The sequence below is a fragment of the Sphingomonas sp. CCH9-F2 genome (assembly GCF_001556735.1).
Taxonomy (GTDB): Bacteria; Pseudomonadota; Alphaproteobacteria; order Sphingomonadales; family Sphingomonadaceae; genus Sphingomonas; species Sphingomonas ginsenosidimutans.
Genome location: NZ_LSJO01000241.1, coordinates 1 through 6,201, shown reverse-complemented (window position 1 = coordinate 6,201; position 6,201 = coordinate 1). Strand labels below are relative to the sequence as shown.

Annotated in this window: 5 protein-coding genes; 3 read left to right on the top strand and 2 right to left on the bottom strand. The window is 69.6% G+C overall.

Annotated elements, in window-relative coordinates:
• Positions 1-54 precede the first annotated feature (54 nt).
• From mutY to nudC, 3 genes are read left to right on the top strand one after another with little or no spacing between them, the layout of a single operon-like run.
• Positions 55-1,092, top strand: a complete 1,038-nt coding sequence (gene mutY, locus AX685_RS07270; protein ID WP_066487010.1) for an A/G-specific adenine glycosylase — start codon at positions 55-57, stop codon at positions 1,090-1,092.
• A gap of 17 nt (positions 1,093-1,109) precedes the next feature.
• Positions 1,110-2,417 carry a serine hydrolase domain-containing protein gene (locus tag AX685_RS07265; protein ID WP_066487015.1) on the top strand — a complete coding sequence of 436 codons (1,308 nt, stop codon included), beginning with the start codon at positions 1,110-1,112 and terminating at the stop codon, positions 2,415-2,417.
• On the top strand, positions 2,417-3,286 hold the full coding sequence (gene nudC / locus AX685_RS07260; protein WP_066487012.1) for an NAD(+) diphosphatase: 870 nt from the start codon (positions 2,417-2,419) through the stop codon (positions 3,284-3,286). The genes AX685_RS07265 and nudC overlap by 1 nt, the downstream gene beginning before the upstream one ends.
• Positions 3,287-3,302: 16 nt before the next feature.
• Here nudC and AX685_RS07255 read toward each other — a convergent pair whose 3' ends face one another.
• Both AX685_RS07255 and AX685_RS07250 read right to left on the bottom strand, forming a co-directional pair.
• Positions 3,303-5,426 (bottom strand): S9 family peptidase, encoded by a 2,124-nt coding sequence (locus AX685_RS07255; protein WP_066487009.1) that lies wholly within the window; start codon positions 5,424-5,426, stop codon positions 3,303-3,305.
• Between the two features lie 92 nt (positions 5,427-5,518).
• Positions 5,519-6,201 (bottom strand): prephenate dehydratase domain-containing protein (locus tag AX685_RS07250; protein WP_066487003.1); only part of this gene is annotated, 683 nt, incomplete at its 5' end.

The window sequence follows — 6,201 nt, the reverse complement described above, 5'->3', positions numbered from 1 at the left end:
GGGTCGGGGCGCGGTCGCGCTTGCTCATTTGCCGTCCCATGCCATAGCCGGGGCATGGACGCCAAGCGCCGCGATGTCGCCGCCCCGCTTCTCGACTGGTACGACCGCAACCGCCGCGACCTGCCGTGGCGGGCGAAGGCGGGCGAGGCGCCCGATCCGTATCGCGTGTGGCTGTCCGAGGTGATGCTGCAACAGACGACCGTGGCGACGGTGCGCCCGCGCTTTTCGGCATGGATCACGCGCTGGCCGACCTTCGCGGCGCTGGCGGCGGCCGACGAGGCGGACGTAATGGCCGCCTGGGCCGGGCTGGGCTATTATGCCCGCGCGCGTAATCTGCTTGCGGCGGCGCGGGTGATCGCGGCCGATCATGGCGGCGCGATGCCGGATACCGAGGCGGCGTTGCGCGCGCTGCCGGGGTTCGGCGACTATACCGCAGCGGCGGTGGCGGCGATCGCGTTCGGGCGGCGCGCGGTGGTGGTCGATGCCAATGTCGAGCGGGTGGTCGCGCGGCTGTTCGCGATCCCCGATCCGTTGCCGGGCGGGCGCCGCGCGATCCGCGCCGCGGCCGATACGATCACGCCGGACCGGCGCGCCGGCGACTTCGCGCAGGCGATGATGGACCTGGGGTCCGCGATCTGCACCCCGCGCCGGCCACGCTGCCTGCTGTGTCCGATCGCGGACGGCTGCGCCGCGCGCGCGATAGGCACGCCGGAAACATTCCCGGTGAAGAAACCCAAGGCGGCGCGCCCGCACCGCCACGGTACGATCTTCTGGCTGGAACGCGACGGCGCGGTGCTGCTGGTGCGGCGCCCCGACAAGGGGCTGCTGGGCGGGATGCGCGCGCTGCCGACCGGGCCGTGGGGCGATGCGCCGCCGGGACTGGCCGGGGCGCCCGCGGTGGTGGACTGGCGGATGCTGGACGAGAGTGTCTCGCACGGGTTCACGCACTTCACGCTCGACCTTGCGCTGGCGGTCGCGCGGACGCATCACGCGGTCAACATCGGCGAATGGTGGCCGGTCGACCGGCTGGACGAGGCGGGGCTGCCCACCTTGTTCGCCAAGGCCGCGGCGGTGGTGAGGAGACGGGTGTGACGAGCAAGCGGTGGACGATGACGGCGGCGCTGGCCCTTGCGCTGGCCGCCGGGGGTACGGGGCTGGCGCGGCAGGCACAGCCGGCACCGATTCCGGCCGCGGAGGGGGCAGCGGCGCGCGCGCCCTCGCTGCTGCCCGCGACCCAGGCCTTGTTCGACCGCTACGTCGCCGAGCGCCGCGTGCCCGGGATCGTCGGCGCATTCGGACGTGACGATCACCCGACCTATTTCGTGTCGAGCGGCGCGATCGCCTGGGACGAGGGCGCGCCGGCGGCGGGGCCGGACAGCCTGTGGCGCGTCTATTCGATGACTAAGCCGGTCACCGCGATGGCGGCGATGATCCTGATCGAAGAGGGCAAGATCGGTCTGGACGATCCGCTGTCGAAATATTTCCCGGCGTTCAAGACGATGCGCGTGCTGACCCAGCCCGACACCTCGCTCGACAGCCGCCCCGCGACCCGGCCGATCACGATCCGCGAACTGCTGACCCACACCGCCGGGCTGGGGTACAATATCATCAGCAAGGGGCCGCTGCTGAAGGAATATGAGGCGCGCGGCATCCTTCCCGCCGCGCTCAATGTCGCGACCGAGGGCAAGGCGAAGGCCGCGCGGCCCACGTCGCTGGCGGAATTCGCCGATCGGGTCGCGAAACTGCCCCTGATCGCGGAGCCGGGAACGAAGTGGAGCTATTCGATCGGCCTCGACGTGATGGGCGCGGTGATCGAGAAGGCGAGCGGGATGCCGTTCGACCGCTTCGTCCAGACGCGCCTGCTCGATCCGTTGAAGATGACCTCCACGTTCTGGCAGGTGCCGCAGAAGGAGGCCGGGCGGCTGGCGACCAATTATGCGGTGATGGGACAACAGGGACTGCCGGTCGATCCGGCGGCGACTTCGGTCTATCTCCAGCCGCCCAGCTTCCCCTATGGCGGCGCGGGGCTGGTGTCGTCGGCGCGCGATTACGACCGGTTCCTGCACATGATCCAGGATCGCGGGACGCTGGACGGGGTGCGCGTGCTGAAGCCCGAGACGGTGGCGCTGGCGACATCGAACCTGCTGCCCGCGGGCGTCACCTTCACGGGCGTGACGCGGGGCAGCGTCACCGACACCGGTTATGGCGCGGGCGGCTATGTCACGCTCGCCGACCGGCCGGGGGTGCTGGCGGGCACCTATGGCTGGGACGGCGCGGCGAACAGCGTCGCCTGGGTCAACCCCACGCACCGGATGCGCGGGGTGGTGATGGTGAACATCTTCCCGCCCGGCTCGCTGCCGCTGCGCCGCGAGGTGCCGGCGGCGCTGATGCAGGATGCCGCGAGGCTGCACCGGTGATCGCCACTCCCGGCTTCACCGGCGGCCTGCTCGACCGCGCCGATCACCTGCGCCACGATGCCGATGCGTTCACGGCGGCGCTGGGCAACTGGCAGTCGCGGCTGCTGAAGCTGGACGGGTTCGAGCCGGAGGTGGACGATAACGGCCGGCTCGGCTGGACGATGCTGGCCGATGCGCCCGACGATGCGGAGTTCGTCCTGCTGGGGCTGGACGGCGGGCGCCCGCGCTTCGCCGCGGTGCCGCCCGCGGGGGGACCCGCGCCGTCGTTCCGATCGCCCACGTTGTTCCGCCTGCTCGACCAGCTGCAGCCGGGCGAGGCGGCGACCTTCGCCACCGCGCGGTCGCTAGTCGACTGGCATCTGCGACACCGCTTCTGCGCGCAATGCGGCGCGCCGACGGCGATGTTCCGCGCCGGCTGGGGCCGGAAATGCGGGGCGTGCAATGCGGAACATTTCCCGCGCGTCGACCCGGTGGTCATCATGCTGGCCGAACATGACGGGCGGGCGCTGGTCGGGCGGCAGCCGGCCTTTCCCAAGGGACGTTATTCGGCGCTGGCCGGCTTTCTGGAGCCGGGCGAATCGATCGAGGAAGCGGTGCGGCGCGAGATCGGCGAGGAAGCCGGGCTGCCGACCGGCGCGGTGCGCTACGTCGCCAGCCAGCCGTGGCCGTTCCCGGCACAACTGATGATCGCGTGCGTCGCCGAGGCGGCGCACGATCGTATCACGTTGGACGCCAACGAGCTGGAGGACGCGATGTGGGTGACGCGCGACGACGTGCGCGCCGCGCTGGCGGGGGAGGGGCCGTTCCTGGCCCCGCCGCCCTATGCGATCGCGCACACGCTGCTGGAGACGTGGTCGGCCGGGGAGTGACCCCGGCCGCGGCCGGTCATTGCGCGACCCTTAGCTGTTGCAGCACGAACGCCTGCGCTTCGGCATTCTGGCGATAGCGTTCGAAGCGGCCCGACTTGCCGCCGTGCCCGGCCTCCATGTTGACGCGGAACACCAGCGGGTTGCTGTCGGTCTTCAGCTCGCGCAGTTTGGCGACCCATTTGGCTGGTTCGTAATACTGCACCTGGCTGTCCCACAGGCCAGTGCCCACGTACATCGCCGGATACGCCTGCCGCTTCACATTGTCGTAGGGCGAATAGCTGAGCATGTAATCGTAATAGGGCTTCTGCGCGGGATTGCCCCATTCGTCATATTCGAACGTGGTCAGCGGAATCGAGGCGTCGAGCATCGTCGTCACCACGTCGACGAATGGCACCTGCGCGACGATCACCGCATAATCCTTCGGCGCGATGTTCGCGACTGCACCCATCAGCAGCCCGCCCGCACTGCCGCCCATCGCCGCGACGCGGCCCGGCGCGGCATATTTCTGCGCCACCAGATAGCGGGTGACGTCGACGAAATCGGTGAACGTATTCTTCTTGTTGAGCAGATGACCGTCGTCATACCAGCCGCGGCCCATTTCCTGCCCGCCGCGGATATGCGCCAGCGCATAGACGACGCCGCGGTCGAGCAGCGGCAGCCGCGCCGGGTCGACCGCCGGGTCCATCGAGATGCCGTAGCTGCCATAGGCGTATTGGAACAGCGGCGCGGTGCCGTCGCGCTTCGTTCCCTTGCGATAGACGATCGACACCGGCACCTTCGTCCCGTCGCGCGCCGGCGCCCAGACGCGCTCGGTCACGTAATTGGCAGGATCGTAGCCGGGGACGGGCGCGACCTTCAGCGTGCGGCGCTCGCCGGTCTTCGCATTCACCTCATAGGTGGTGGTGGGCGTCACCAGCGAGGCATAGCTGTAGCGGACCCAGTCGGTCTTCGCCGGTTCGGCGTTGGTCGACAGCGACATCTGGTAGGCCGGCTCGTCCGCCTTGACCGGGGTGGAGCGTCCGTCGTCGCCCAGCAGGCGGATCATGCGGTTGCCGCCCTCGCGCTGGTCGATCGCGACGAAGGTGGCGAAGGGGGTGAAATCCTCGATGAAGACGGTGTCGCTGGCCGGCGTCAGGTCGTGCCACGCGGCCACGCCCTTCGCCGCATCGGCATCGGCGACGGTCACCAGCTTGTAGTTCTTCGCATCGCGGTTGGTCTTGACGATCCAGCGCGTGCCCATGTGATCCGCCTGGTAGCGGAAATCGCGCGCGCGCGGGGCGAACAGCGTCAGCGCGGCGGGGGTGGCGAGCGGCGCGCACCTCTGTTCGTCGCTGACGGTCGATTCGACGCGCACGCACCAGAAGCGATCGTCGCTGGTGCGGTTGATCGCCATCTGGAAGGTGTCGTCCTTCTCCTCGTACAGCACGCGATCGGCGGCGGGCGCAGTGCCCAGGACGTGCGCCATTACCTTGTACCCGCGCAGCGTCGTCGGATCCTTGGCGATGTACATCAGCGTGCGATTGTCGTCGGCCCAGACCAGGTTCGGCTCGGCATTGGTGATCGTGTCGGGCAGCAGTTGCCCGGTCGCCAGATCCTTGATCCGGATGACATATTGCCGGCGGCCGACGGTATCGGTGGCATAGGCGGCCAAGCGGTTGTCGGGGCTGATCTCCATGTCGCTCAGCGCGAAGAAGCTGTGGCCCTTGGCCATGGCGGGCTGATCGAACAGCAGTTCGGCGGGGGCGTCGGCGCTGCCCTTGCGCCGTTCCATGATCGGGTAATTGGCGCCGGCGGCATAGCGGCTCTGATACCAATAGCCGTTGCGCAGGTAGGGGACCGAGCTGTCGTCCTGCTTGATGTGGCTCACCGCCTCGGCATAGAGCCGGTCCTCCAGCGGCTTGAGCGGGGCGAGGACCGCGTCGGCATAGTCATTCTCCGCCTTCAGATAGGCGAGCATCTCCGGGTTCTTCCGCGTATCGTCGCGCAGCCAGTAATAGGCATCCTCGCGCGCGCCGTTGGGGGACGCGACGCTGTACGGCTTCTTCGCGGCGCGCGGCGGCTGGGGCGTGCCGGCCCCGGCCTGCGCCAGCGCGACACCGGACACCGACAGCAGCACGCCGGCGAGCAACAGCTTCTTCATGGGATGGACCGTCCGATCGAGGGGGGAGACAATGTATCCCACGATACGGGGTGCGCGGGGCGGCGCAAGCCCCGCCGGCGCGGCCGGGCGCCTCAGCCGCGCGGGCGTGCCTGCGCATAGGTGCCCAGCACGCGCACCCATTTGGAATGGAAGCCCAGTTCCTCCATCGCGCGATCGAACGCCGGGTCGCCGGGGCGCCCCTCCACATCGGCGAAGAATTCGGTCGCGGCGAAGCTGCCGCCGCGCTGGTAGCTTTCCAGCTTGGTCATGTTGACGCCGTTGGTCGCGAAACCGCCCATCGCCTTGTAGAGCGCGGCGGGGACGTTCTTCACCTCGAAGATGAAGGTCGTCATCCACGGCCCCGTGCCGGCCAGCGGCCGCGCGCCGCGCGCCAGCACGACGAAACGGGTCATATTGTGGTCGGCATCCGCGATGTCCGTCGCCAGCAGGTCCAGCCCGTAGAGCGCGGCGGCGCCCGGCGGGGCCAGCGCCGCGATCGCCGGATCGCGCCGTTCCGCCACCACCGCCGCCGCGCCCGCGGTGTCGGGATAGCTCAGCGGCTCGATGCCGTGCGCCTTCAGCCAGTGGCGGCACTGGCCCAGCGCCTGCGGATGGCTCATCGCCTGCTTCACGCCGTCGCGCGGGCCGCACCCGATCAGCGCGTGGCGGATCGGCAGGAAATGTTCGCCGGTGATGACCAGCCCGGATTCGGGCAGCAGGAAATGGATGTCGGCGACGCGGCCGTGGAGCGAATTTTCGATCGGGATGATCGCAC

Excerpts from the sequence above, each read along its gene's own strand:
- AX685_RS07265 (WP_066487015.1), top strand. The coding sequence starts at position 1,110 with ATGACGGCGGCGCTGGCCCTTGCGCTGGCCGCCGGGGGTACGGGGCTG.
- mutY (WP_066487010.1), top strand. The coding sequence starts at position 55 with ATGGACGCCAAGCGCCGCGATGTCGCCGCCCCGCTTCTCGACTGGTAC.
- AX685_RS07255 (WP_066487009.1), bottom strand. The coding sequence starts at position 5,426 with ATGAAGAAGCTGTTGCTCGCCGGCGTGCTGCTGTCGGTGTCCGGTGTC.